This is a genomic window from Paenilisteria newyorkensis (assembly GCF_000766145.1).
GTDB classification, from domain to species: domain Bacteria; phylum Bacillota; class Bacilli; order Lactobacillales; family Listeriaceae; genus Listeria_A; species Listeria_A newyorkensis.
Map to the genome: position 1 here is coordinate 43,792 of NZ_JNFB01000005.1, position 25,448 is coordinate 69,239.

Sequence of the window (25,448 nt, forward strand, 5' to 3'; positions counted from 1 at the left end):
TCCTTATTCTTAGTTATTGGATTCGGCTGTGCTCTGCGCTTTTTCAAGCTCCGACTCGACATCCTTGCCGCCAACCGTCACGTTATTCACCATTTTCGCGATAACGCCTGAACTTGTGATATCGCCCATTTTGGTGAAGTTTTTACCGTCAACTAAGCCGAAAATTTGAATATCATCGAACGATTTCGCGATTTCCTCAGACAACGCGCCAAACGATTTTACGACTTCATTGTTTTTGTACGCTTCGTTCTCGATAACGCCTTTATTTACCGGTTGTGCGCCACCTGGAGACATTAATACCCATTTCGTTTGGTTCTCAGGTTGTGACAGGAACTCCACGAATTTTTTACCTGCATCTTTTTGTGCATCATCCAAGCCGTCAGAAAGCGCTAACGCCGAAACCGTTCCGTACACTGCTTTTTCCTTTTCTTCCGGAATGATAAATCCGACATTACTTGGGTCGCCATCCGTGAATACCGCCGGCAAAATGTACGTCGAATACATCGCCATTGGAGCCGTACCATTCATGAACGCATCCTTGATTTCCGTTACATCATTCGATCCAGGCATCGTGTATTTCGCCAACTCTTGATAGAATGTCAACGCTTGTTTCATTTCCTTCGTATCAATCGTAATGTTGCCCTTCGCATCTAAAACGTTCGCCTCATTGGAAAGCGCAAACTGAGAAAATGCTTGCTCCGCCATCGCGCCTTCTGCTGTAGGGATCGCAATACCGTATTTCTTATTTGCTTTATTCGTAAAATGCTTCGCAATTGTCAAAATGTCATTCCAATTCTTCGGCTCCTCGAAATTCGCCGCAGCTAAAGCCTTCTTGTCGTACCAAATACCTTGCACCCAGCCCGTAAGCGGAACGCCGATATAACTTTTGCCATCCTCAGAACGCACCAAGTTCAACGCACCTTCATAATAACTATCCTCGCCAACCTCTTTAATCACGTCTTTAATCGCCGCTTGATCGATCAACTTATCTTTATCCATTACTTTCGCAAAATCTTGACTTACTTCCAAAACTGCCGGCAACTTACCAGATCGTGCCAACGTTACAACTTTTGTGTTAAACGCATCTTCCTCTACTGGCACTTGCTTCACTTTAATGTTCGGGTTTTCCTTTTCAAATTTCGCAACTAATTCTTTAATAACGTCCAAACGTTCCTTTTCAACCGAAGAATGCATGAATTCAATCGTCACTTCTTTGTCATCCGCACTTCCCGATGAACCGCCACACGCCGCCAAAATTGCACTCAACATTAACACAACAACAAGTAAAATCGAACCTCTCTTTTTCACCTTAAAACCCTCCTAGTTTTTGTTTGTTAGCCAACGGAATTCATAAGGAGCAAGAACAATTGGAGCGCTCCCAGAAATCGGCTGATCTTTTAAAATATCCCAGTTCGCAGCGACATCACACGATATCGGCTGATCAGACAAATTATGCAACACCAAAATACTGTTCCCTGAAGCATCCACACGCCTAATCGCAAAAATTTCTTTCCCTAAATCCACGACTTCCATCGGTACATTGGGATGGAATAAAGCTTGCGTTTTGCGAACTTGGATCATGTCTTTAATCCCTTCAAAAGTACGATGCATCAACGTTTTATCGTCCGCGAGCCCCGTTTCAATCTCCGAAATCGGGTATTTTTTGCGGTTGATCGAGCGATTATGCCCCGTTTGTGCGACACCATCCACATCATTTCGCGCGCCTAAAATACTTTGCACGTAAACCGCTGGAACACCTGGAATCGTCAGCAATATCGAATGCGCCAACAAGAACCGCTGTAAACGTGTATCATCGTTGTCCGCCAAGCGATTCAGCGCATCCATATACGTCACATTAATCTCATACGGACTCTGCGTTCCATCTGGATTTTGCTTATACGAAACAAGCGCACCTTCCTTTTCCAAATCCGCTACCAGAGCCAAAATCTCCTCCTCCGGCAAAATTCCACGAATCGGATTCAAGCCAATACCATCATGCGAAGCGAGGAAATTGAAAAACGTAGCATCCTCACCCGGCAACTCCAAATCACGCGCCCAGCCTGACAAAGCCTGCCCATCACCCCTATGTATCGCCTGCAAAACAAGTGGCGGCAACGGGAACTGATACACCATATGCGCCTCATCCTGGCCATTTCCAAAATACGTAATATTGTCTTTATGCGGCACGTTTGTCTCCGTAATCATCACCGTTCCAGGAGCAATCTCATCCAAAATACCACGGAACAACTTCACAATCTCATGCGTTTTTTCCAAGTGAATACAAGACGTCCCCGGCTCTTTCCACATGAAACCGACCGCATCCAACCGAATATACTCCGCACCTTCCTCCAAATAAAACGCCAAAACATCAATCATTTTCAGCAACACATTCGGATTTCTAAAATTCAAATCAATCTGATCCGCGCTAAACGTCGTCCAAATATGCTTTTTCGTACCATCCGCCATCTCAAACTCTGTCAAAACCGGCGTCGCACGCGGCCTAGTCACGGCCGTCAAATCCGTCTCTTTCGGCAACGAAACAAAGAAATCATCATATGCCGCATCCTGATTCAGAAACCCTTGAAACCAGTCACTTTTCGCCGACATATGATTACAAACATAATCAAACATCAATCGCGTCGATTGCGTCAAATCCCCAACATTCCGCCAATCACCAAGCTTTGGATTCACCATTTTATAATCAATAACCGAAAAACCATCATCCGAAGAATACGGATAAAATGGCAAAATATGAACCACCTCAAACATCTCATCCAAGTATCTATCATACATCTTCTTAAGCGTCGTCAGTGTAGGCTGATCCTTTTCCCAAAACTGATCACCATATGTAATCATTACCACATCTTCTTGATCCCAGCCTGACTTCCGTTGCTTCAACTTTTTCGTTCGCGCTTCTTCTATTCGCTCTCTAATCGCCTTCTCTAGAGATGTAGCGCTTTCACTGCCATATATATTTTCCAATCGTCCTAAAAGAATATCCATTTCTACCTCCTTTTATGGTACCGCTCCCACAAAAAGAGTATATTACAGAAAGCGCTTTCTGTCAATGCTATTTTTCACATTCTCCTAAAAAATATTCTCTAACACTATGTTATCAGTCATTTCATTTCTCATTGGACATCTTTACCACAATTGAGTAGAATAGATAGCATAGATATATAAAAAGATGGGAACGGTCTCATCAAGATAGAAACAAGGAGGAAACAACTACAATGGGAGCCACAATTTACGACATAGCACGCCACGCTGGAGTCTCGAAATCTACCGTTTCGCGCGTACTAAACAATCAATCAAACATTTCCGCCGACTCCAAAAAGCGCGTTCTCACAGCCATTGAAGAACTGCAATATAAGCCAAGTAAACTCGCACGCGCACTGACAAATTCAGGATTCGACGCGATTATGGTCATCTCAAACCGGCCAACCAAGACCACGGCAGGAAATCCGTTTTTCTCAGAAATCATCCATTCCATCTCGGCCATTGCAGAAGATCAGAATTTCGACTTAATTCTGCAAACATCTCGCAATACCGACGATGAACTCGATAAATGCATTGCCAAAATCAAAGAAAAAATGATCAAAGGAATTATCATGCTAAGCTCACCCGCCGACGAATCCTTTTTCGAAAAACTCGATCCATTCAACATCCCCATCGTCGTGACTGGGAAAATCGATGGCAACTACACCAACGTTTACTCCGTAGATACAGACAATTTCAAAGACTCCTACGAACTAACAAACCTACTCATCAAAAATGGGCATAAAAACATCGCTTGCCTACACGCACCACTGAACCATCACGTCTCCATCGACCGACTTGCCGGCTACCGCAGTTGCCTATTTGATCACAACCTAGACATTCGTCGCGACTGGATTTTAGATAGCGGATACACAGCCGAAGATGCCTACAACGCGGCGCACCAGCTACTATCACACCCTGACCGCCCCACCGCCATTTTTGCCACAGACGATTTAAAAGTACTCAGCATTTATAAAGTAGCCTCGGAGCACAACCTACAAATACCGCATGACCTTTCCATCGTCGGCTACAATGACCGCGTAGTCTCTAGCTTCCTATCTCCACCACTGACCGCCATCGACATCCCCACTAAGCGATTAGGAAAAGCTGCCACCGAGTTACTTTTCAACTTAATCCAGCAAAATGGTACCCCAATCAAGAACATGATTATCGAAACCAAACTCATAAATGGAGCATCAATCAGCCATTTAAACGCATAAAAAAATCTGGAGAGAGCTTGTCACCGACTCTTTCCAGATTTTTTATGCTTCATATGTTGGCGTGGCATCCTTAATAATCACCGTATAATCGGATAGTCCAGACAAAATCCGATGCACTTCAATGAGCTGTTGCTCTTCATGATATACATAAAAAACGGTATACCTATCAAAGCTCAGTTTACGATAGGGTTTAGAAAGGTACTTCTCACTATCGTATAGGCTACCCATTTTAGGAAATGCAGCCAAATTCACAAACAACTGCTCCACGCCCTTGCTAAAATTCTCCTCCGCTTGCGACTGATACAAATCTTCTAACAAATAAAGTGAGATGCTTTCATAATCGATGCTAGATGCCTAGAAAGGCTAATCTTCACGCTATCACCCATACGCCTATTCCCACTCAGCAGCAGATTCTGCGCGTACGCGTTCTGTCAAAATCGCTACATGACTCTTCACTTCTTCCCAAGTGCTTGTACGCCCAGTTACGAAGTCTTGTTCTGCCTGAATTAGTTTCTCATGAACCATTTCATCCGTTGAAGCTACCCATGTCTGTTCATATGCAAATTTTGTGGCTGTTTCATTTACAAAGCTATCTTCCATGCTCGCTGTCATCTTCTGCACCTCCGTCTTTTATCTTTCTATTATAACACATATCGAAATCTTTTCCTATTCATTCATTCGTTTTGTGTCAAATTCGTTTTTTGCATAGGCTTTAAGCTTTTTTAACCTATACAAAAAGATACTTTAGCCTTCAAAGTATCTTTTTGCCATCTATATATTACGAACCATCACATGGACAGTATGCTCTTTTTCACCGTAAGTTTGTCTTTTTTCTTCCTGTTTCTCAAAGCCAAGGTGAGACCAAAAACCAATAGCCTCTTTATTCTCCTCAAGAACACCAATTCGCAATGAATCCGCGCTCCCATCCGACGCCCAATCCTTAATAACTTGATAAAGCACTTTCCCAAATCCGCTGCTACGCTCTTCAGGTATCAACATTAACAGTCCAATAATCCACTGTCCTTTGCGTGGAAAATCCGCCACTACATCAATCAGCCCAATCGGTTTATCCGCTTCATCAAGTACTGCCATCACAAACTTATCTAACTTTGTCTTGCCCTTCGGTATCTCCGTAATAATATCCCGCGCATTCTCCTTGGTCGCTGCCACCCCTTGCTCTATCAAGAAATAATCCTCACATTTCGCACAAACTTCCTCAGCCAAAGCCACATCTTTCTCCGTCAAAAATTTCACATGATAATTCCGCTTCTTCTCCAAATATCTCACCATTCCCCTGTTTATTTCGTAACCGCACGCGTCTCATATTGACACATTTCTTCATACGTTTCGATACTCATCACTACCATATCTCCATGCCCATTCTTCGTCAAAAAAATAGGTTCACTACGTTCGTGGACAATATTGGAAATATCAGTAAAATTATTTCTCAAATCAGAAACCGGTCTAATTTCAGGCATCTCCTTGCCCTCCTCTTATCATAATATTATCATTATTATATCATAATTATGATATAATGGCTAGTAAAAAACCGATTTTAAGCAAAGAAAATAGCCAGTCCTAAAACCAGCCATTTCCCAATAAATTCAATTAATAGGCGCCTTCCAGAATCAAAATACTGTTTCCCTCTGGATCAGCACATCGCAACTCTTTTCCTCCCCAATCTGCCAAAAATGGTGGTTGAATAGCTACACCATTAAATTTCAATGTCTCATATGTCTTATCCAAATCCGCCGATCGAAAAACAAATTCCGTAGGTCCGTGCGTTGCCACATCCCCACTCGCCTTATCCCAAACAATAATCCCAGGATCATGCCTCGAAAAAGCCAATTTAGCCCCAACATGATTGCCATGTCCCTCAAACATCAGTGGCACACCCAACTGTTCCTTATAAAAACGTACAAATGCTTCTGGATTACTAACCGCAATATTAATTCCTTCTAAGCCTTCAATCATCGCATTTCCTCCATCCTTCATTTCCTATTATTTATTTCCCTAACTACCCAACACAAAACTAAAACAGTTAACATTTTGTTTTCCCGCACATAACGAGTATACTGAAATGGAGGCACAACTTGCCGATATTTTATAGAAAATTTTAGGAGGCTATTCGACATGAGCAAGCAAATAAATAAAACCGTACTCATCATGAACTTCGAAACAGAAAGCAAGTCCTATCAAGCATTTTCAGAAATCAAAACCCTTCATACAGAAAGAAAAATTCGCGGTGAGCAAATGGCGGTTGTTGAACACGACCACAATCATAAAATAAACGCCAAAGATTTCCTAGATTTCACAGGCGGTGACAAGAATATGAAAGGCAGCCTAATCGGTATGCTAGTAGGTATTTTAGGCGGTCCACTAGGCGTTCTTCTTGGTTGGATGACCGGCGCAATTATTGGCTCTTCACAAGATGCTAAAGAAATTCGCGATGCCATGAACGTTTTCGAAAAGACATTGGAAACCATTCCTGAAGACCAAACCGGCGTTATCCTTATCGCCGAAGAAGAGCACAACGAATACATCAACGAATTAGTAAACAACAAACTCGGCGGCCGCGTTGTTCGTATGGACGCAAACCTTGTTGCTCGTGAAATAAACCAAGCACAACAAGCAGAAAACGATGCTAAGAAAAGTGCTAAAAAAGGCTGGTTCAACAAAAAAGAAGACTAATATGAAACTCCAATCCTAGCATAGCGTTTATGCTAGGATTTCTATCTATACAACGAAATCAGCAGTTCCTCCACCTGAATCATATCCACCTGCTCAGGAAGATCTGTCTCTCTAGCCGCCCGTTCAAACTCCTTCTGTAAAACAGCAACCTGCTCAAAAATTTCCTCAAACGATATCTCCCCATTTCGAATCGCCATCAACAGTTCATGCTCTATCCGTCGCTTCGTTATAATCCCTTTTCCCTCTAGAATATCTCGCCCTGTCACCAACATTCTAACCAAATGCATCGCGTGCTTATATAGTCTTGGTAAATCTTTCGGATGTTCCGTTGTCCCGAGCTTCCCATACGTACGCATCGTTCCCTGCATTTCCCCGTAAATCCCAACAAAATCCCGTAACGGATACCCTCGTAGCCTTGCATCCATCACAATCTCAGCATTCTCCATCCTCAGCACCAAACCATTATCCCCTAAATCTGCATACTTCCCCTCAAAATGCTTCATTTGTCTCTGCAATGTTTCCAATACATGCTGCTCCTGCACAGCTTGCGATGCCTCATTTCGAACCAAAGCATTCTGCAATCGTTTTAGTTGTGCGTTCGCGTAATTCCCAAACGTCTGCTCCACACGCTTCGATAAAAATAAATCCACGTTATCTCGCACTACCCTACCAGCCTCTGAGCAAATAACGATCTCATCCTCATCTACACCAAGCAATTCCAGCACATTCGGATTTCCCTGTGCGCACAACTTCATAAACTTTTGCGCCCCGAAAATCACCGTATCCGTCTCCTTTTCCTCAAACTGCTCAAACGTATTCAACCCGAACAAATACCGTTTATCTTCTATCAAAAAGCCACGTAAATCCAAATCACTCGTCTCGATATTCGTCCCGTAACCATGCGAACCGCTGGCAACCAGATAAGCAATCCCTCTCAAATCTCTATTATCCCTTAAAAAATCATACGCAGATGTCTCTATAACAGCATCATACTTCGTCATTTCAAATCAACTCTTCCCACTCTGATATTTACTACTAGTATACCAAAAACTGCTCCCCAAAAAATAATTTCTCTCCCCAATCAAAATATCTTGACTTTACATACGAATCGGGGTATTTTAAGTATAACCAATTCCTACTTATAAAGTAAGAATTAAAAAGTAGTTACCTGAGAAAAGGGGAGAAAGTATGAAAAAAAGTATTTTATTCGTTTTCACATTAACCTTAATGTTGGTATTAGCAGCATGTGGTGGTTCTGGAAGCTCGTCAGACAGTGCGAGTGGTTCCAAAGATAATAATTCTATCATTATCGGTGTACCTGGTGATCCTGAAGTCGTGAATCCACTATATTCAAGCGATCGCGTCACTTTAACTATCCAGCAAGCACTCTATGCACCGTTATTCTGGGAGTACGATGGTAAGCCAGCACTTGCTGATAAACTCGATGTCTCCGCCGATAACTTAACATACACGGTGACTCTAAAAGATGGCCTAAAATGGCATGATGGCAAACCGTTAACTGCTGACGACGTTGTTTTCAGTGTGAACTCTATTATTGATGAAAAACAAAACAGCCCATTCCGCGGAAGCTGGGTATTTAACAATAAGCCTGTGAAAGCAGTTGCTGAAAATGCCACGACCGTAAAATTCACATTACCAGAAGTTGCCCCTGCCTTTGAAAATACATTAAATACTTTCTACCCAATTCCAAAACATATTTTTGAAGGTGTTGCAGATATCGGTAAAAGTGATAAAAACAATGAACCTGTTGGATCTGGTCCATATAAATTTGTGAACTATAAGTCTGGCGAATACTATTCATTAGAGAAGTTCGATGATTATTTCGATGGTAAACCAAAACTGGATAAAGTAACATATCGTATCACAAAAGACCAAAACGCAGCAAACCTAGCGTTACAAAATGGTGAGATCAACCTAAAATCAATCCAACCTGCTGAGCGTAATAAAGTCGAAAAAGCAAGTGACGTCAACATTATTACGTACCCAGAAAATCGTTTAAGCTACATTGCATTCAACCAAAACGTAGCCGCGCTTAAATCAAAAGACTTGCGCCAAGCCATTTCATTAACCCTTGACCGCAAAGATTTAATCGATGCCGCTTACGGTTCCCAAGAATACGCAAAACCTGCAAGTTCTTTCTTAACGGAGAACACAAAATTCTTCACTGATAAGGTAGAAACATATAACCAAGATATTACGAAAGCCAAAGAACTTTTAGCGAAAAGTGGTTATAAATCTTCTGATAAACTCAATATCATTTATCTAAACAACAGTAAAGCACAAGAAAGTATTGCACTCTATGTTCAAGAACAACTGAAATCTATCGGCGTTTCTATAGAACTAAAACCAACCGATCCAACAGCGATGAACAATATCACACTGGATCGCAAAAGTGACGCCTACTCCTTAATGCTCGGTGGCTATATCATGGGTAACGACCCTGATCCGTACAAAACACTTTATATGACAGGCGAACCGTATAATTACTCAAACTACAGCAACCCCGCTCTAGATAAATTGTGGAACGAAGGCGCTGTAACAGCAGATGAACCAAAACGTCAAGCTATCTACGAGCAAATCCAAACAACCATTGCAGACGATGCTGTCGTATATCCAATTTCTTACGATAACGCCGTACTTGCGATTGACAAGAAATATCAAGGCACGAAAGAAGCAACACCACAACCTGTAACGATGTTCCGTGATCTATCTAAGCTTTATATTAAGTAAGTTTTGCCTCTCGCATGCTATAATAACTTAATGTGTATAAAATGAAGCCCCAAACTGGTAGGAAAGCCAAGTTCCAATTTTCCTGCTGGTGAGGGCTTTACGTTGTTTCACTATACTTTCTTGGTAAGGGGCTTTTCTTCATGATACAAACCATCTTCAAACGTGTACTACAAATTATACCAATGCTGTTCATCATTTCGCTTGTTTCTTTTGCATTGGTTCAATTGGCGCCTGGAGATCCGATTTCTTCTTTCGTTACGCCGAATATGAACCCTGATGATGTCGAGCGGATACGTCAAAGTCTCGGTCTTGACCAACCAATTTATGTGCAGTATTTCAAATGGCTCGGCAATGTGTTACAAGGAAATTTCGGCTATTCCTTGATTAATAACCAGCCTGTCCTCGGCCAAATTATCGAACGCCTGCCCGCAACAATTGGTTTAATGGGAACAGCGCTGTTCTTTACACTCTTGTTCTCCATTCCACTTGGTCTCATTGCTGCCGCGTATGAAAATACAAAATTAGATCGCGTCCTCAATGCGATTTCTTACGTTGGTATCTCGATTCCCATTTTTTGGTTTGCGATGATTTTGATTGATGTATTCGCGATTCGCCTTCATTGGCTTCCAAGTCTGGGGATGCGCACTATCGGTGTTGAATCTTTCTGGGATATCGCGAAACATGCCATTCTTCCAGTTACCGCATTGACTTTTCAAGGGTGCGCTTCATATTATCGGTATGTGCGATCGAACACGATCAATCAGCTTAAAGAAGAATACGTATTATTCGGATACGCGAAAGGTCTTTCTAAAGCACAAATTATGCGTGGCCATGTCCTGAAAAATTCATTGCTCCCAGTTATTACATTACTCGGCATGTACTTACCGCAAATTATTACGGGGGCTTTTATCACAGAAAGCGTGTTTTCTTGGCCTGGTATGGGGTCGCTTGGCATCAACGCGATTTTCCAATTGGATTATCCAATGATCATGGCTATTACGATGTTCTCTGCTTTACTACTGATTATCGGTAATTTGCTAGCCGACGTCGCCTATACCATTATCGATCCACGCATAAGGGAGGTTAGCTAACATGATGAAAGCTGATTTAAGTAAATTCACCAAGCCTAAAAATGTCCAACCTCCTGAAAAAGCACAATTGCCTCGAGAACGTACATTTTGGCATTTCTTATTAAGTGAAAAACGCGGACTTATCTCAATTGGAATTCTGGTCTTGTTAGCATTAGCCTGCGGACTAGCATTCTTATCACCCTATGATCCAAACGCGTTATCTATCCAAGACAAGCTACTTCCACCGAGCAGTTCGCATTGGTTCGGCACAGATGATCACGGCCGCGACTACTTCACGCGCGTGCTTTACGGAGGTCGTGTATCATTAACTGTTGGCTTCCTCGCTATGTTAATCGCCCTCGTTGTGGGAACAGTAGCTGGAACAATCAGTGGATTCTTCGGTGGTATTGTCGATAGCCTATTGATGCGTTTCCTAGATATATTCATGTCGATACCATCCTTTTTCTTATTGATGATTTTGAACGCTTATTTGAAGCCTGGTATCGGAAATATTATTTTGATTATCGGGTTACTCTCGTGGATGGACGTTGCTCGGATTGTTCGAGCTGAAACGCTGTCGCTTAAAGAACGCGAATTTATCCTGTATTCTAAATCAAGCGGTGCGGGTGTTTGGCACATTATCGTCCGCCATATCATTCCAAACGCAATGCCTTCGATTGTTGTTGCGGCTTCGCTAAATATTGCTGCTGCGATTCTAACCGAGTCGGCGCTAAGCTTCCTTGGACTCGGCGTGCAACAACCGAATTCTTCATGGGGTAGTATGTTGAACAATGCGCAGGGTTATATTGGAGACGCTACGTATTTAGCACTTTTCCCAGGCGCCTTGATTCTACTAACTATCCTGTCATTTAACGTTCTTGGTGATGTGTTCCGTAAAGGCCTGGAACCTCGTGATGTTCATAAATAATCGTTATGTACAGCCCTGATGCAATCAAGCACTGGGGCTGTTTTATTTATTTCACCTTTAGTTCAATCACATCTGCGCGCATCTCGTTGACGGCTTGTTCGATGATTTTGATCTCGCTTGCTAATTCACTCAAATTGTCAATTGTTCTTTGGTAACGCTCTTCCCGTTCATCATTCTTGCGCATCATCCACACTAGTAAGGCTACAAAAAGGATGCCAAATGTGATTTCGGTCGCGTTTGCCACTAAATTCTCTAGTCCCGTAATAATCACTTCCAAACTGTAATAGTTTTTCTTCTCCATCTCCATCATACCTCCCCGTTCAGTATGATTTTCTTACATGAAAACCAATTTCTCCTGCGAACACTCTGCTTCATACGCAACTAGAAATGCTTCCAACGCGGCTTTCTTTAATCGGTAATAATGCGATTCGCTCCAACCGATACTCATGTACACTTCGATATTTGTGCGTTTCCTCCACGTCACGTATTTGGCTAACAGGACCTCCCGTTGATCGCTGTTTAATCCATTAATCGCGCTTGTGATTTGTCTAATTTCGATATATGCTGGTTCTTCGGAGATTTTTTTGGTTAATCGCAATTCGTTTTCTTTCGTGCGCCTCGGCATACTTCGTTTTGGTAGACTTAGTAATAATGCGTTGTACTTGAACAATAAATGCTCGGCTTCTTTGCATTTGCTCATTCATTATGCTCCCCCTAAGACTGCTTTATTTTGGTTAAAATAGATTCATATAGGTGTTGCCGTTCTTGGTCGTCCCATGTTGCTAATTGTTGCTTGGAATAGGTTGAAAAGTAGCTGATGAGGGATAATTGTGTGCGTATTTCGCTTGCTTCCTCATCGTTATTTTCTAGTTTTTCTTGTTCTTTTCTCAGATTTCTGATTTTACGACATATGAAGCATTTGCGATTGCATTGGTAAAATGTGACCGCTTGTTCGTTGTGAAAATCAACCAGCCGCGAGAATAGAACGTTAATTTCTCTCTGTCTTTTTTTGTTCATCTTAATCTCTCCCTTGCCCCATTTTTTAAGGAGTAATCCTACTATAAACCCCACCGAATACGAAGTCAAGGAAAAAACGAACACTTGTTCTTAATGTGTTTTAAAGTTGGCTATACAGCTTGAATGAAGCGGTTTATTATTTTTAAATTTGGGAGTTTTTTTGAAAATTTTGTGCTATAATAAAAATATTAATGTTCGAAAACTAACATACGGATGGGGATGCTGGAATGGCTTTTGTCGAAATGGATCAGATCTATAAGCGCTATCAACTAGGTGAGAAAATAGTGACGGCAAATGATGGTATTACGTTTCAAATTGAACAGGGTGAGTTTGTTATTATTGTAGGTCCTTCTGGCGCGGGGAAATCTACTGTACTCAATATTTTGGGTGGTATGGATATGAGCGATGAGGGGCATGTTTATATTGATGGAACGGATATTGCGGCTTTTAACGCGAAGCAATTGACAGGATATCGGAGGCAGGACGTTGGTTTTGTATTCCAATTTTATAATTTGGTGCCGAGTTTGACGGCGAAGGAAAATGTGGAACTAGCGACGCAGATTTCACCGAATGCGATGGATGCGGAGGTCGTTTTGAAGCAAGTTGGTTTGGAGGAGCGGATGGACAATTTCCCAGCTCAGCTTTCAGGTGGGGAGCAGCAACGGGTTGCGATTGCTCGAGCGCTCGCGAAACAGCCGAAATTGTTGCTTTGTGATGAACCGACCGGCGCGCTTGATTATAATACTGGGAAAGCGGTTTTGAAATTGCTTCAGGATACATGTCGAAACACTGGTACGACAGTGATTGTGATAACGCATAATACGGCGATCACGCCAATTGCTGACCGTATTATCGAGATTAATAACGCCAAAGTTCGTGATGTCAAAATTCAGAAAAATCCTGTTTCGATCGATAGCATTGAATGGTAAGGAGAATCCGATGAAAAAAGCATTATGGAAAGACATATGGCGAGAAATCGCAAAATCTAAAGGCAGATTTATTTCGATTTTCCTACTAATCGCGCTGGGCGTGGCCTTTTTTGTGGGCTTGAAAGCGACCGGACCGGATATGATCAACACGACGGATAAGTACTATGACGCGCAGAACTTGATGGATTTGCAGGTGCAGTCGACGTACGGTTTGAACAAGGATGATATCGCCATTTTAAATGATATTCCTGGTGTGCGAACGGTTCAACCAGGCTATACGACGGACGTGATGTTTCAGGATTCGCTGCTCATTACGAAGGTTTTTTCTTTGCCTCAGAATAATCTGATTAATAAGTATACCGTTGATAAAGGACGGTTGCCGCGAAAAAGTGGCGAAATCGCGATTGATTCTATTGGAAGGGCGACGAGCCATTACAAAATTGGTGATAAAATTACGTTCGTAAACAGTGATGGTAGCGCTATGAAAGGGAAGTTTCACGTGACTACGTTTACGGTTGTTGGGACGGTTTCCACGGCGGAATATATTGAAAAAGGAACGCGCGGGACGTCGACGATTGGGAATGGGCGCGCGGATATTTTTGCGGTGGTTCCGGAGGCTGATTTTGACGCGAAATATTACTCGACGGCGTTCATGACGTTTGATAATACGGCGAATGCGGAGGCTTATAGTGACGCGTATGATTCGGCGATTGAGCGGAATACGGCGCTCGTGAAAAAGGCGCTGAAAGGACAGCCAGCTGCGCGCTTGGACGCGATTCAAGCGGATGGCCAGGTGAAAATCGATGAGGGACGCAAGAAAATCGCGGATGGCCTTGCGGAAATCGAGAAGAATCAGCGGAAATTGGATGATGCGCGCGCGACGATAGATCAAGGCTGGGCGGAATATTATGACGGGAAACAGGAGCTGGAAACGAAGCTCGCGGACGGCCAGGCTGAGATTGATAAAAACGAGGCGAAGCTTGCGCAGGCAAGGAAAGATATCGCAGCTGCGGAGCGGAAAATCGCGGATGGTGAAGCGCGGATTCGCGAGGCAGAACCGCAGTTGGAAGATGCCCAATTGGAGCTAGATGATGGGCAGATGATGCTTGACGAGAGCAAGGAACAACTCGCGATGGTGCAACGTTTGTACGACGCCGTGAAAGACTATACGCTTGGTGATATTCCAGTCGCAGATTTGGATGAGGAAACGCAACAGGAGATTATTGATAACGCCAATGCGTTTGATCCCGAACTCGGCGGCTACATCCAAGATTATTTTGACGGGACGCTTTCGGAAGATCAGTTAAACCGCCTGAAAAGTGAGGCTTCGAATCAGCTCGCGATGGCGAACAAGGAAGTCGCAGATGCGCAACGGGAAATCAACCGCAACCGGCAATTGCTCGCCGACAAACAACGCGAATTAGCTCTGAAGAAACAGGAGCTGGATCTGGCTAAGGAGAAGTTAGCGCAGGGCAAGACGGACTATGCAAACGGAATGGCGCAGCTTAAAGCGGGGAAACAGAAACTCGCGGACGCCAAAACGGCTGGTTATGCGAAACTGGACGCTGCAAAAGCCAAGTTGGATGCTGCCGAAGCGACGTATGCGGCGAATTTAGCTACTTTTGAAACGGAGAAAAAGAAGGCTCTGGCGGAGATAGCGACCGCGAAGAAAGACCTCCAAATTGCGCAGGAAAAATTGGATGCGCTCGATTTGCCGAAGTATTTTATTAGTGACAGGACAGATAATCCTGGTTATACGGAATATAAAGATAATGCGGATCGGATTGCCTCGCTTTCCACGGCCTTTCCTGTGTTCTTCTTTTTGATTGCAGCGCTCGTTTGTTTGACGACGATGACGCGGATGATCGAGGAGCAACGAACGCAGACTGGGACGTTAAAAGCGCTTGGATATAGCAATGTCGATATTATCGCTAAATTCCTTGTGTACGGCTCACTGGCAAGCCTCGCGGGGACTGTGATTGGGCTCGCGATAGGTTTTCAAGTGTTCCCGCAGATCATTTTTGTGGCTTACGGTTCGCTTTATAATTTGCCAGCGCTTGATATTTCCTTCTATTGGAGTTACAGCCTGATTTCGCTTGCTGTGGCGCTATTCTGTACGACTTTGACGGCTTTCGTATCGTGTCGTGCGGAATTACGAGAAAATGCGGCTTCCTTGATGCGTCCAAAAGCACCGAAAAACGGGAAGCGAATCTTGTTGGAACGCGTGCCTTTCGTCTGGAAACGGATGAATTTCACGAGCAAGGTCACAGCGCGGAATATTTTCCGATATAAACAACGGATGCTGATGACAATCCTTGGTGTGGCGGGATGTACAGCGCTTCTGCTCACAGGATTCGGCCTCAAAAATTCGATTGGTGACATCGTTCCGCTACAATATGATCAAATTATGAAATACGATGCGGTGGTCGTTTTGGATAGTAACGCTACGAAAACGCCGCTTCAGGACTACAACACGATTATCGATAATACGCCAAATGTGAAAAGCGCGCTCGATGTGGCTCAAAAAAATATAACGGCGGTCGAAAAAGGCGTCGCAAATCAAGGCGCCACGCTAATCACGCCGAAATCACTCGATAATTTTAGCAACTACGTCGTGTTACGCGACCGGAAAACGCATAAAGCCGTGCCACTAACCGATAATGGTGCAGTGCTCTCGGAAAAACTCGCGAAACTCTATGGCGTCAAGCCCGGCGATTCCTTAACCATCAAAGACGGCGACAACAATCGCTACAAAATCAAGGTCACCGGCATCACAGAAACCTACGCGATGCACTACATCTACATGACGCCGACCTATTACGACCAAGTTTTCAAAAACCAGCCAGAATACAATACCCAGTTGCTGAAACTCAAAAATACGGATCAAAAATGGCAAGATAATTTTGCGGAAAAACTGCTCAAGAATCCCGCCGTGCTCGCCGTCACGTACACCAATACTGCGAGTAATGCGTTTGGCAGTACGATGGATAGCCTCGATATCGTGATTGTCGTCCTGATTATTTCAGCGGCAGCACTCGCCTTCATCGTTCTCTACAACCTGACCAACATCAACGTTTCCGAGCGAATTCGCGAATTATCGACCATCAAAGTACTTGGCTTCTATCCAAAAGAAGTCACGATGTACGTCTACCGCGAAAATCTTATTTTAACCATGATGGGCATCGTCGTCGGCTTCGTACTCGGGACATTCCTACATCGCTTCGTCACCTCCACAGCCGAGGTCGATATCTTGATGTTCAGCCCAACCATCCACGCGATGAGTTACGTCTACGCAGCAATCCTAACATTGCTGTTCTCAACGCTTGTCATGATCGTTATGCACATCAAATTAAAGCGGGTAGACATGATCGAAGCATTAAAATCAGTCGAATAAAAAATAAGCGACCCGTTCTGAGTTTAAGAACAGTCGCTTATTTTCTTATCTAAAACTAGCAATCGTTTGCGGTATATTTCCAGATTTTGTAATCTCCGAAATAACCGCAACCCCTTCTGCACCAGCATCTCGAATTGACTCTACATCATTTTGTGAAATGCCCCCAATCGCAACAATCGGCAACCCAATCCCAGCCTCCCGAATATCACGAATCAACCGCAATCCCGTCGTTGGTTTCGCGTCCAGTTTCGAAGTCGTTGCAAAAATAGGGCCCACTCCAATATAATCAAGTTCCGCGTAAGTAGCCGCTACCTCCGCCTGTGCCAGCGTATTGACAGAAAGCCCAATTTTCATTTTCCCAGCACATTTTCCAATCACATCCAAAATCGCCATATCATCCTGCCCCACATGAATCCCATCCGCGCCAATTTTCAACGCCAATTCTACATCATCATTCACAAAAAACGGAACACCGTACTTCTGACAAATTTCCTGACATAACTTAGCGAGCACCTCAATTTCAGCCGCTTCAGTAAGGGCTTTTTCTCTGAATTGGTAGCAAGTAACGCCAGATTGAAGCGCATCATCCAAAACGGAAAGTAGCTGTCCTCGTGGAACATCCTGCGTCCCCGCAATGAAATAAATTTCTAACATATCTCTAACACTCATTCCTGATGCTCCTTCCTGTGTGCCCAATGATTTGTCGGACCGTGCCCATTCCCAATGCCAAGCGGTTGCGAAATCGCACTCGTTATAAAAGCTTTGGCGGTACGAATCGCGTATTCCATAGAAGCACCTTTCGCGAGTTCAGCCGTTATACACGCCGAAAAAGTACAGCCAGTGCCATGTGTTTGCGTCGTTTCAATACGCCTCGCATCAAGCCAAAAGGAAGTGTCCCCATCCAACACATAATCACGCGATTCCTCGCTATCCTGACTATGCCCTCCTTTAATGATAACCGTTGGGACGCCAAGTTTTTGAATGTATTTCGCGGCTGTTTCCATTTGCGCATTGGTTTCAATCAACATTTCTGCAAGCGCTTCTGCCTCCGGAATATTCGGCGTCACGATAGACGCTAAAGGTAGCATTTTTTCACGAATCGTCGCAATCGCATCTTCACTCACGAGCGGCGCGCCACCTTTGGCAATCATGACCGGATCGACAATCAACGCGCCCCAACTAAAATGCCGCAACCTCGAAACAACCGTATCAATCGTCGTGACATCCACTAACATCCCCGTTTTGACCGCAGTGATCGTAAAATCATCATTCAAAGCATCCAATTGCGCCGCCAAAATCTCGACCGGAACCGGGTGAATAGCCTGAACCCCCATCGTGTTTTGCGCCGTAATCGCGGTAATCGCTGACATGCCAAAAACACGGCGCTCCTGAAACGTCTTAATATCCGCCTGAATCCCCGCTCCGCCGCCACTATCAGACCCAGCAATCGTAACTGCTTGTGGAAAAATCATCGCCGAACCTCCTCCTTCACGCACGCCAGCTCCTCTTGATTATGCGTCTGCCACGATGCCAATTCATCGATAAACGCCACCCGAAAAGAGCCCGGAAGTCGCCTGTTTAGCGTTTTCACAGCATATTCCGAAGCAATCGCATAGCTCGCCGATGCCGCCACAACCGCATCTAGATAATCATCCGTGACGCCAACAAAAGCTCCAATCACACAGCTCAACAAACAACCCGAACCCGTAATTTGTGGCAAAAGTGCATCCCCATTTTCCACGGTAATCACTTGCCTACCATCCGAAATCACGTCTACAGCACCACTAATCGCAACAATCGTCTGATATTCCCGCGCTACTTTTAAAGCAATCTCAGCAGCTTGCGATGCATCTCCTGAACCCGCATCAACGCCTCGCGCCTGCCAATCAACACCAGCAATGCTCGCCAGCTCGCCCAAATTCCCGCGAATCACCGCGAACTGAATTTCTGCCAGTAAACGCCACACCGTTTCCCGCCGAAACACCGTCGCACCAACACCTACAGGATCCAGCACCACCGGTTTTCCCGCTACATTCGCCGCTTTTCCAACAGCCAGCATCAACGCCACCAAATCCGCGTTCAGCGTCCCAATATTGATCACAACCGCATCCGCCATCCCGCCAAGCTCCGCCATTTCCTCCACAGCCGCCGCCATAATCGGAGACGCCCCAATCGCAAGCAAGCCGTTCGCCGAATCATTCGCCACCACAATATTCGTAATCACGTGCACCAACGGATTTCGCGTCCGAACCGCCTCAATAAGTTGCCAATTCGCCATCCAAATCACCTCTCCCATCCCATGTTTGCCGCTCGAAACCCATGTCCCAAAACGCCAATTCCGCGTAACTACTAATCCGAAAATCCGCCCGCATCTCCGCCAACACACCATCCGGCAACCCCTGCGCCACTCGGTCCAACAAATCAATTTGTCGTTGCAATCCTTCCGCATACGCCGCATCCTGATAAATATCCAACCAAGCCTGGTACAACGGATCCGGACTCACACAACCCGCATACTGCTCGCCAATTTCCCGATACAACCAATAACACGGCAAAATTCCCGCCAAAATCCTGCCCAGCGACTGCGAACCAGCCAGCCGATACATGTGCGACGTATAATGATAAGCCGCCGGACTCGGCAAAATCCCATCCAAATCCGCCGTCTCAATCCCCACATGAGGATAAAATTTTTCCCGCATCGAAAGTTCCGAAGCCTCCAAAGAAGCAAGCGATTGACTCAGCTCCATCATCGCACCATAATCATCCGCATAAGCAATCCCAAGCGCAATCACCTTCACATAATGCGTCAAATAATAATGATCCTGCAACAAATAATACCGAAACGCACTCCTATCCAAACTCCCGTCCACCAACTGCTGCACAAACCGATGATCCTTACTCCTCTGCCAAATTTCCCGATTTTCCGCATGTAACTCCTCCGAAAAACGCACCATTTCCAACTCCTCCTTTTTCCATACAAAAAACGCCTTCCCTCACGTCAGCAATAGCGCAAGAAAAGGCGTCATGATTTCTACATCAAGTTCCCAATACTTCCCTACGCGAGTGCTAACTCAACAGGTTCAAAGGGTCCATGAATTTATATCCATATCTCGGTCTTAAGTAAGACTCCCCTAGTATAAGAGACTGGGCATAAACTGATTTTACGTTTTTCCCAATCTCCAATTATTCGTTTTTTCAACCCAAGTGTACCACAAATAAATCCGATTCTCCAAAAAATACGCATTATCCATCGAAAAAATGGGTATGGTGTTATAAGGGAAACCAACGTAGAGAGGATGGGAAGTCAAAATGACAATCTATCGTAGGATTTTAGTAGGTGTGGACGGCTCCAATGAAGCAGAAGAGGCTCTAAAACGCGGCATTCAAATCGCAAAAAAAGACGGCGCAACACTCGGAATCGGCTTTGTCGCTGATGTCCGCCGAATCGCGCCACTTATCGATTACGAGCAAACATACGCCAAAAAAGCCAAAGAATACGGCAAAGGCCTCGTTGAAATTTATAAAAATGAAGCAGAACAACTCGGCGTCGAAAACGTAGAAACATTCGTCAAATTCGGAACTCCAAAAACAACTTTTGTGAAGAAAATTATCGATAAATTCGAGCCAGATTTAGTACTCGTCGGATCCACTGGATTAACACCCACCGAGCAATTCATCCTAGGTAGCGTCTCCGATTACGTAGCCGCACACGCACCTTGTGACGTCATAATCGTCCGCGGGAAAAATTGGCACGATCGTAAATCAATCGAATAACATTGTGAACCAAGTAGGCCAATCGCTCTGCTTGGTTTTATGCATGCTTTCTGTGCTATACTACGAGTATTAACGTCTTACATAGTAACAAAGAAAGAAGGCCGTACCAACCATGCAAAATGAAAAAACAAAAACATCCCTATACTTACTACTCGTTCTCGTGATGGCCAGTTGGGGACTAAACGTGACAGCCACCAAAGTCCTAGTCGCCCATTTCCCACCCATAACCATGACATCTTTCCGAATATTCACAGCCGCAGTCGCCGTCTTTATTTTTCTGGTCGCAATCGGCAAATTCAGACTTCCAACACAGCGCGAACTCGGCTACATATTCGCCGGAAGCCTATTCAATATCGTGCTACACCATTATTTCCTAGCATCAGGTCTAACGATGACAACTGGAACAAATGGCGGGCTTATTTTAGGAATAGGACCAATCTTAACAGCTATTTTAGCCGTTATTTTTTTGCGTGAAGCCATTTCGATTCCACAATTAATCGGACTCGTATCAGGACTTCTCGGCGTATCACTCATCGTGCTCACTGGCGGCCAGGGACTTTCAGGCGCCTCACTCGGAGACATCTATGTATTCATCGCAATCCTATCTCAATGTTTCAGCTTCATCATCATTAAACGCATCTCCGGTTCACTCGATCCGCGACTAATGACCGCGTACATGCTACTCATCGGCTCGATTCTACTATTCTTCACCAGCCTTATCGAAGAACCAAACGGACTTGCCCAAATGAGCGGCCACTCGTCATCCCTATGGTTACTTTTCCTTGCCTCAGCCCTACTTGCGACAGCATTCGGAAACCTAATTTACAATTTCGCAGTCGGTCAAATCGGCCCATCGAAAACAGCCATTTTCATGAATCTAAATCCATTCTTCTCACTTATCGGTGCCGCTTTATTCCTAAACGAGCAAATCAGTTTCATGCAAATCCTAGGCTTCCTACTCATTATTATTGGCGTCGTGCTAGGTTCCGGTGCCCTATCTGAACTCATCCGCGCCAGAAAAAGAATACGCAATCCAGAAAAAATCATGGATGAATGATGCCTCTTAAAAAGCATCCCCATCCATGATTCCAATTATTTCTCGACATAAGAATCCTGCTCCACAATAAACCGCGGTCTTTGTTTCACCTCAGAATAAATACGCCCAATATATTCTCCGACAACACCTAGACTCATCATCTGCACGCCTCCAATGACCCAAATCGAGAGCATCAAAGACGACCACCCCGTTGTTGCCGTACCAGATAAATGTTGCACAAATGTATAAATGCCAATCACAATCGCAATGACAAACATCAGCGCGCCAAGCCCCGTCACCAGTCGAATCGGCGCCACACTAAACGACGTCAAACCATCCGCAGCAAAAGCCAGCATTTTTTTCAAAGGATACTTAGATTCACCCGCAAACCGCTCTTTCCGATGATAATAAACCTTCTCCGATTTAAAACCAATCAGCGGCACAATCCCTCGCAAGAAAATATTATTCTCCGGGAACAAGTTCATCTCTTGCAGCGCCATACTTCCAAGCAACCGATAATCCGCATGATCAGGAATTAAATGAATCCCAAACTTGCCCATCATACTATAAAATAAATGCGCCGAACCACGCTTGAATCGAGTATCTGTCTTACGCTCATCACGAATTCCGTAAACAACCTCATAACCCGCGCGATATTTCTCCACAAACTCCGGAATCACACCAACATCATCCTGTAAATCCGAATCAATCGAAATAATACAATCCGAACGTCCTTCCGCCGCCTGCATTCCAGCAAGCAGCGCATTTTGATGTCCAAAATTCCGGCTCAATTTCACGCCATTGATATGATCCACCGTCGCCATCGCATCCGCAATAATATCCCACGTCTTGTCACGACTTCCATCATCAACAAAAAGCAGATCACTAGCCTCATCTATCATCGATTTACCCTTCATATCCTGCAAAATCAGTCCCAGCTGATTCATCGTCTCTTTCAAAACTTCCTCCTCATTGTAGCAAGGAACAATAATCGTTAATATCGGTTTATCCCGCATTCAAGTCACCCACTTTATATAAGTATATTTTCCAAGCTGATTGTTCATCCTCAAATGTTTTTTCTAAATGTAGATTATTTTCCGCCGCATTATCAATAGGTACCGCCGAGAAAATATATTCCCCACCCATTTCTCTAAACGCCTTCGTATCAAGTTCCAAATGCTTAATATGCTTCTTAGAATTCTTATCAAACAAATAGTTTTTCCCGAGTTCTGCCGAGAAAATATACACCCGATTCCCCCAGCCATCATAATAACCCTTCAACAACGGACTCTTATCCAGCTCTTTCGCAATAATCTCGCGGAACTTCTCCTTATAACTCAGCGGATACGAATTCACATATCCATCCAACGTATAAAAACCATTCTCCTGCGAAATCGAAGGGTGAATCCCAATACTCGCCACTCGATAATCCTTCTGCGGCTTCCCAATATACGCTTTTATATCCTGAAACTGATTCCGTGCATAAAACTGATCAATCGATGGCGTCCCAGCCTCACGATAAACAATCTCTGAATTCCCAGCAAATACTACACCAATCTGCAGAACCAACCCTAAAATCGCAAACTTCTTCCACCAACCACCCTTACTTGCAAAATAAACAAGCGCAAGAGCAAATATTCCATAAAAAATGAACGGCTGTAAAAAATGGAACCGCGAAAAGTTAAACGAGCGCATAATCGAAATCTGTTCTTTAATCGGATTCCAAGCACCCCACCACCAAAACGCATACCAAACCGATAACGAAAAGTTAAGCCCCAGTAACCACAAAAATGGTTTTTGCGTTCGCCAATCCTTTTTCACTAACATCACAATCAGGGCTAGTAAAATCACCGGCAAAATAATATATGTGGCAAGTGATTGATCATGCGTATGTCCAATCGTGAAATTCTTAAACGTCAGCCTAATAGACCCTAAAAAGCTATTATTCGGCAAATCAAAAGCACTTCTCGAATCCGGCTCATTCGTTTGGAAAAACATCTGCGAAATAAAACGATAGTTCACCACACAGTAAATCGCTGACATGTAAGCCATACTGCCAAAAAAACGCCAATTCCAGCCACGTTTCTTCACAATATCATACACCCAAATACACGCTACTAAAAACAACAAAAAGCAAAAACCAAGAATCAGACTTGAATAAAACGGTAACAACGTCAAAATCAACCAATTCCAGATGCTCTTCTTCCCTTTACGAATGTTCAGAAACGCCCATAACGCAAGCGGCATTCCCAGCGTACTGAGCATTCCCGATGGCCAAAACGGCGTCAAGGCAAATGCTACTGATACAAAAAGCGTTATGTATTTTTTCGATGGATCTTTAATAATATAATCGCGCAACCACAATCGCATACCGATAAACGCAAATACCCGCGTAATCAGCTGGCTAAAGGCAAACGCGAGTGGCGTCGGAAAAATCGCGTACAACCAGACAATCCCAACAAACTGCGAATCAAACGCATCCCTAGGCGCAACACCATCCAACATTTGAGGAATATTACTCCCCGTTTCCGCCAAATAATTCCCACTATTAAGCAGTACTCGATACCATGTCATATTAGAATCCAAATTATCGTGAATTCGAATATGGCTGTTCCCACCAAGAATAAATAGCGGTGCGGTAAAAATAAGTATCAGCGCAATCGCCAATAATTCTTGCTTTCTTTCTATCATCCAAGTTTTCATCCAATTCCACCTCTTTTTTTGCATCTGTTGTCAATTATAACAATACTTGCCATACATCGCAAAAAAATAAGCAAAAGTTATATCCTCACACTAGCACATTGCCAACTAGCCACGCATCATGCTCCAAAAATCGCTCTATTTCCACTCTATAAGATTCCTTAAATAATAAATAGGCCCTTTCCCCCGTAGAAAAGCATTCCTTCACAATACAAATCACAAGAAAGCTCGGATTCAATGTATCATACTTCCCGTTTCGCAAATTCAAAAGCGACGTCGGCACATATTTATCCACGTACGCATGCTTCAATGTCACCGCCAAAATACTTTTATTAGACCTAATCGCCATATCATACGCTAAATGCAAATAGTTCCCCTGAAGGCACACTTTGACCTGCTCCCCAATCAACTCATTCAAAAGCGGCAACGCTTGTAGCTTCTGCTTCGTTGTCCCATCCTTCTTCAAAATAACATCCTTTATTCGTAATGTTTTATTATCAATGTCATTATAAAAAGTCGCCGCACCTACCGATACTGCACACCACACAAATGCATACAGTGTATCGACAAACACTCATTTTCGTCGTTAAAAGTTCCGTTCCAGTGCTCACGTACCTTAGTACGCTCCGCTCTTGTACTCGCTTTCGCCTAGAAACTAAGCATTTGTCGACACACTGAGGTTAGACGAGCCATCACGTCGAGTGCTTTTTCTACATTATCAATTTCTCTTTATCCTTATACACATAAGTCACCCGTTTGTTAACAAAATGTTCCTTAAAAAATGCATGCCCACTCGTCAGTTGTTTCAACATAGTTAACACTCCTCGTATAATAAGTTTATAGCTTCTTAATTGTTCTTTGAAAATTTCATATAACAGCCTGTCGGCTTGTAAATGGTT

28 protein-coding genes and 1 riboswitch are annotated in these 25,448 nt (G+C 43.9%); of the genes, 9 read left to right on the forward strand and 19 right to left on the reverse strand.

Translation table 11 applies throughout. The features are described 5' to 3' along the window. Positions 1–9: 9 nt before the first annotated feature. Together EP58_RS17315 and EP58_RS17320 are read right to left on the reverse strand one after the other, a co-directional pair. A complete protein-coding gene (locus tag EP58_RS17315; protein WP_373862717.1) occupies positions 10–1,269 on the reverse strand; it encodes an ABC transporter substrate-binding protein in 1,260 nt (419 codons plus the stop codon). A 51-nt stretch (positions 1,270–1,320) separates the two neighbouring features. Next, positions 1,321–3,003 (reverse strand): alpha-amylase family glycosyl hydrolase, encoded by a 1,683-nt coding sequence (locus EP58_RS17320; RefSeq protein ID WP_036089356.1) that lies wholly within the window; start codon positions 3,001–3,003, stop codon positions 1,321–1,323. 230 nt (positions 3,004–3,233) lie between these two features. On the opposite strand from EP58_RS17320, the gene EP58_RS01895 reads away from it, so the two are divergent. Continuing rightward, on the forward strand, positions 3,234–4,259 hold the full coding sequence (locus EP58_RS01895; RefSeq protein ID WP_036089359.1) for a LacI family DNA-binding transcriptional regulator: 1,026 nt from the start codon (positions 3,234–3,236) through the stop codon (positions 4,257–4,259). A gap of 42 nt (positions 4,260–4,301) precedes the next feature. Here EP58_RS01895 and EP58_RS01900 read toward each other — a convergent pair whose 3' ends face one another. The 5 genes from EP58_RS01900 to EP58_RS01920 form a co-directional block, all read right to left on the reverse strand. After that, positions 4,302–4,604: a type II toxin-antitoxin system RelE/ParE family toxin gene (locus EP58_RS01900; RefSeq protein WP_077917789.1), complete on the reverse strand. Its 303-nt coding sequence runs from the start codon at positions 4,602–4,604 to the stop codon at positions 4,302–4,304. A 45-nt stretch (positions 4,605–4,649) separates the two neighbouring features. Further along, a complete protein-coding gene (locus EP58_RS01905) occupies positions 4,650–4,871 on the reverse strand; it encodes a hypothetical protein (RefSeq protein WP_036089361.1) in 222 nt (73 codons plus the stop codon). Positions 4,872–5,030: 159 nt separating this feature from the next. Further along, positions 5,031–5,549 (reverse strand): GNAT family N-acetyltransferase, encoded by a 519-nt coding sequence (locus EP58_RS01910; RefSeq protein WP_036089364.1) that lies wholly within the window; start codon positions 5,547–5,549, stop codon positions 5,031–5,033. An 8-nt stretch (positions 5,550–5,557) separates the two neighbouring features. Next, positions 5,558–5,737: a type II toxin-antitoxin system Phd/YefM family antitoxin gene (locus tag EP58_RS01915; protein ID WP_077917790.1), complete on the reverse strand. Its 180-nt coding sequence runs from the start codon at positions 5,735–5,737 to the stop codon at positions 5,558–5,560. A gap of 130 nt (positions 5,738–5,867) precedes the next feature. Continuing rightward, on the reverse strand, positions 5,868–6,233 hold the full coding sequence (locus EP58_RS01920; RefSeq protein ID WP_036089365.1) for a VOC family protein: 366 nt from the start codon (positions 6,231–6,233) through the stop codon (positions 5,868–5,870). 159 nt (positions 6,234–6,392) lie between these two features. Between EP58_RS01920 and EP58_RS01925 the strand changes: the two genes are divergently transcribed. Then, positions 6,393–6,950 (forward strand): DUF1269 domain-containing protein, encoded by a 558-nt coding sequence (locus EP58_RS01925; RefSeq protein ID WP_036089367.1) that lies wholly within the window; start codon positions 6,393–6,395, stop codon positions 6,948–6,950. 41 nt (positions 6,951–6,991) lie between these two features. Here the strand turns inward: EP58_RS01925 and EP58_RS01930 are convergent, their stop codons facing one another. Next, positions 6,992–7,951 (reverse strand): DNA polymerase beta superfamily protein, encoded by a 960-nt coding sequence (locus EP58_RS01930; protein WP_036089368.1) that lies wholly within the window; start codon positions 7,949–7,951, stop codon positions 6,992–6,994. A gap of 187 nt (positions 7,952–8,138) precedes the next feature. Here EP58_RS01930 and EP58_RS01935 point away from each other — a divergent pair, with 187 nt between their 5' ends. The 3 genes from EP58_RS01935 (at position 8,139) to EP58_RS01945 (ending at position 11,699) form a co-directional block, all read left to right on the forward strand. Continuing rightward, positions 8,139–9,701, forward strand: coding sequence for an ABC transporter substrate-binding protein (locus EP58_RS01935; protein WP_036089369.1), 1,563 nt, complete (start codon positions 8,139–8,141; stop codon positions 9,699–9,701). A gap of 140 nt (positions 9,702–9,841) precedes the next feature. Then, the gene (locus EP58_RS01940) at positions 9,842–10,792 is read left to right on the forward strand and encodes an ABC transporter permease (RefSeq protein WP_036089370.1); all 951 of its coding nucleotides are present in this window, start codon (positions 9,842–9,844) and stop codon (positions 10,790–10,792) included. A gap of 4 nt (positions 10,793–10,796) precedes the next feature. After that, entirely contained in the window at positions 10,797–11,699 is a 903-nt protein-coding gene (locus tag EP58_RS01945) for an ABC transporter permease (protein ID WP_036089400.1), read from the forward strand. A 46-nt stretch (positions 11,700–11,745) separates the two neighbouring features. On the opposite strand, the gene EP58_RS01950 is transcribed toward EP58_RS01945, so the two are convergent. The 3 genes from EP58_RS01950 to EP58_RS01960 are packed head-to-tail and all read right to left on the reverse strand — an operon-like array spanning position 11,746 to position 12,716. Beyond that, positions 11,746–12,000 carry a BhlA/UviB family holin-like peptide gene (locus EP58_RS01950; RefSeq protein ID WP_051999458.1) on the reverse strand — a complete coding sequence of 85 codons (255 nt, stop codon included), beginning with the start codon at positions 11,998–12,000 and terminating at the stop codon, positions 11,746–11,748. A gap of 33 nt (positions 12,001–12,033) precedes the next feature. After that, the gene (locus tag EP58_RS01955) at positions 12,034–12,399 is read right to left on the reverse strand and encodes an ArpU family phage packaging/lysis transcriptional regulator (RefSeq protein ID WP_036089378.1); all 366 of its coding nucleotides are present in this window, start codon (positions 12,397–12,399) and stop codon (positions 12,034–12,036) included. 14 nt (positions 12,400–12,413) lie between these two features. Continuing rightward, positions 12,414–12,716, reverse strand: coding sequence for a hypothetical protein (locus tag EP58_RS01960; protein WP_036089379.1), 303 nt, complete (start codon positions 12,714–12,716; stop codon positions 12,414–12,416). Between the two features lie 227 nt (positions 12,717–12,943). Here EP58_RS01960 and EP58_RS01965 point away from each other — a divergent pair, with 227 nt between their 5' ends. Together EP58_RS01965 and EP58_RS01970 are read left to right on the forward strand one after the other, a co-directional pair. Then, positions 12,944–13,645: an ABC transporter ATP-binding protein gene (locus EP58_RS01965; protein ID WP_036089381.1), complete on the forward strand. Its 702-nt coding sequence runs from the start codon at positions 12,944–12,946 to the stop codon at positions 13,643–13,645. A gap of 10 nt (positions 13,646–13,655) precedes the next feature. Continuing rightward, entirely contained in the window at positions 13,656–17,039 is a 3,384-nt protein-coding gene (locus EP58_RS01970) for an FtsX-like permease family protein (protein WP_036089384.1), read from the forward strand. A 45-nt stretch (positions 17,040–17,084) separates the two neighbouring features. Here EP58_RS01970 and thiE read toward each other — a convergent pair whose 3' ends face one another. The 4 genes from thiE to tenA are packed head-to-tail and all read right to left on the reverse strand — an operon-like array spanning position 17,085 to position 19,993. Continuing rightward, positions 17,085–17,708, reverse strand: coding sequence for a thiamine phosphate synthase (gene thiE, locus EP58_RS01975; RefSeq protein WP_036089386.1), 624 nt, complete (start codon positions 17,706–17,708; stop codon positions 17,085–17,087). Beyond that, positions 17,705–18,511, reverse strand: coding sequence for a bifunctional hydroxymethylpyrimidine kinase/phosphomethylpyrimidine kinase (gene thiD, locus EP58_RS01980; RefSeq protein WP_036089389.1), 807 nt, complete (start codon positions 18,509–18,511; stop codon positions 17,705–17,707). The genes thiE and thiD overlap by 4 nt, the downstream gene beginning before the upstream one ends. Continuing rightward, positions 18,508–19,317: a hydroxyethylthiazole kinase gene (gene thiM / locus EP58_RS01985; protein WP_052171324.1), complete on the reverse strand. Its 810-nt coding sequence runs from the start codon at positions 19,315–19,317 to the stop codon at positions 18,508–18,510. The genes thiD and thiM overlap by 4 nt, the downstream gene beginning before the upstream one ends. Continuing rightward, positions 19,295–19,993 carry a thiaminase II gene (gene tenA / locus EP58_RS01990; RefSeq protein ID WP_052171325.1) on the reverse strand — a complete coding sequence of 233 codons (699 nt, stop codon included), beginning with the start codon at positions 19,991–19,993 and terminating at the stop codon, positions 19,295–19,297. The genes thiM and tenA overlap by 23 nt, the downstream gene beginning before the upstream one ends. Positions 19,994–20,074: 81 nt before the next feature. Next, positions 20,075–20,182: riboswitch (TPP riboswitch) on the reverse strand. 166 nt (positions 20,183–20,348) lie between these two features. Here tenA and EP58_RS01995 point away from each other — a divergent pair. Beyond that, positions 20,349–20,813: a universal stress protein gene (locus EP58_RS01995; protein ID WP_036089391.1), complete on the forward strand. Its 465-nt coding sequence runs from the start codon at positions 20,349–20,351 to the stop codon at positions 20,811–20,813. A gap of 112 nt (positions 20,814–20,925) precedes the next feature. Further along, the gene (locus tag EP58_RS02000; protein WP_036089394.1) at positions 20,926–21,870 is read left to right on the forward strand and encodes a DMT family transporter; all 945 of its coding nucleotides are present in this window, start codon (positions 20,926–20,928) and stop codon (positions 21,868–21,870) included. 35 nt (positions 21,871–21,905) lie between these two features. Here the strand turns inward: EP58_RS02000 and EP58_RS02005 are convergent, their stop codons facing one another. The 4 genes from EP58_RS02005 to EP58_RS17605 all read right to left on the reverse strand — a co-directional run. Next, entirely contained in the window at positions 21,906–22,865 is a 960-nt protein-coding gene (locus EP58_RS02005; protein ID WP_036089395.1) for a glycosyltransferase family 2 protein, read from the reverse strand. Further along, positions 22,855–24,540, reverse strand: a complete 1,686-nt coding sequence (locus EP58_RS02010) for a DUF6044 family protein (protein WP_036089409.1) — start codon at positions 24,538–24,540, stop codon at positions 22,855–22,857. The genes EP58_RS02005 and EP58_RS02010 overlap by 11 nt, the downstream gene beginning before the upstream one ends. A 97-nt stretch (positions 24,541–24,637) precedes the next feature. Next, complete coding sequence (locus tag EP58_RS02015; protein WP_052164938.1) at positions 24,638–25,123, reverse strand: PBECR4 domain-containing protein; 486 nt, start codon at positions 25,121–25,123, stop codon at positions 24,638–24,640. A gap of 136 nt (positions 25,124–25,259) precedes the next feature. After that, positions 25,260–25,448 (reverse strand): hypothetical protein (locus EP58_RS17605; protein WP_206539780.1); only part of this gene is annotated, 189 nt, incomplete at its 5' end.